A 727-nucleotide genomic window follows, 5' to 3' on the forward strand; every position below is an offset into this window, starting at 1 on the left:
CAGCGCCGCTAGATCGCTCCTCGCTGCCCGGTATTGGGCGAAGAGTTCCTCATCGTCCTTCGTGCCGGGCGGAACAGTCGAAGCCGTCACAGGCTGTCCGGCAAAATGCTGCCGGAGCCTTCCCAACGCCACTTTGGTGTCGCTCCGTAGTACGGCATTGTTGCCCGCAAAGTCCTTCGCCAGGCCGTCCAGCTGCTCGTCCTCAATCCGACCGTCGATTTGGCTCTGGTGGTTCTCGTCAAGCCATTTGCTGAACTTGCGCAGCGCCGTTATATCGCCAGCAATCGAGCTTTCACTCACCTTGGCTGTTTTATCCGCCTCGGCACGGTAGGCGGCAAAAAGCGCCTCGTCCGGGTGCTCGCGGCCGCGCTTTCGGCTGCGCGTTTGCTGAACGACGGAAGCTTGGTGCGGTGCCGCGGCCGGCATTGTATGGCGCGCGCCGGTCAAATCGCCTCCCATGGTTCCTTCTTTGAGGCCGGCAGCCTGGGCAAAGAGTTCCTCATCATACTTGGTGCCAGGTCGAACATTCGAAGCAGCCGTCACAGGCTGTACGACAGAAGCTTCCCGGAGCCTCTTCAGCGCCGGATTGATACGCGCGCTCTCGTGCTCCGCGAAGTCCTTCGCCAGCGCGTCCAACCCCGGGTCCTCAATCCGGCCGGCGATCTGCGTCCGGTGGTTCTCGTCAAGCCATTTGCTGAACTTGCGCAGCGCCGCTAGATCGCTCCTC

Annotated in this window: 1 protein-coding gene; it reads right to left on the reverse strand. The window is 62.0% G+C overall.

Annotation, left to right across the window (positions count from 1 at the left end; genetic code table 11):
- The coding region (locus AYK65_RS32675) for a hypothetical protein (protein ID WP_172402091.1) at positions 1–727 on the reverse strand (727 nt) is incomplete at both ends.

Origin of the sequence: Ensifer aridi (assembly GCF_002078505.1) — a bacterium.
Classification (GTDB): domain Bacteria; phylum Pseudomonadota; class Alphaproteobacteria; order Rhizobiales; family Rhizobiaceae; genus Sinorhizobium; species Sinorhizobium aridi.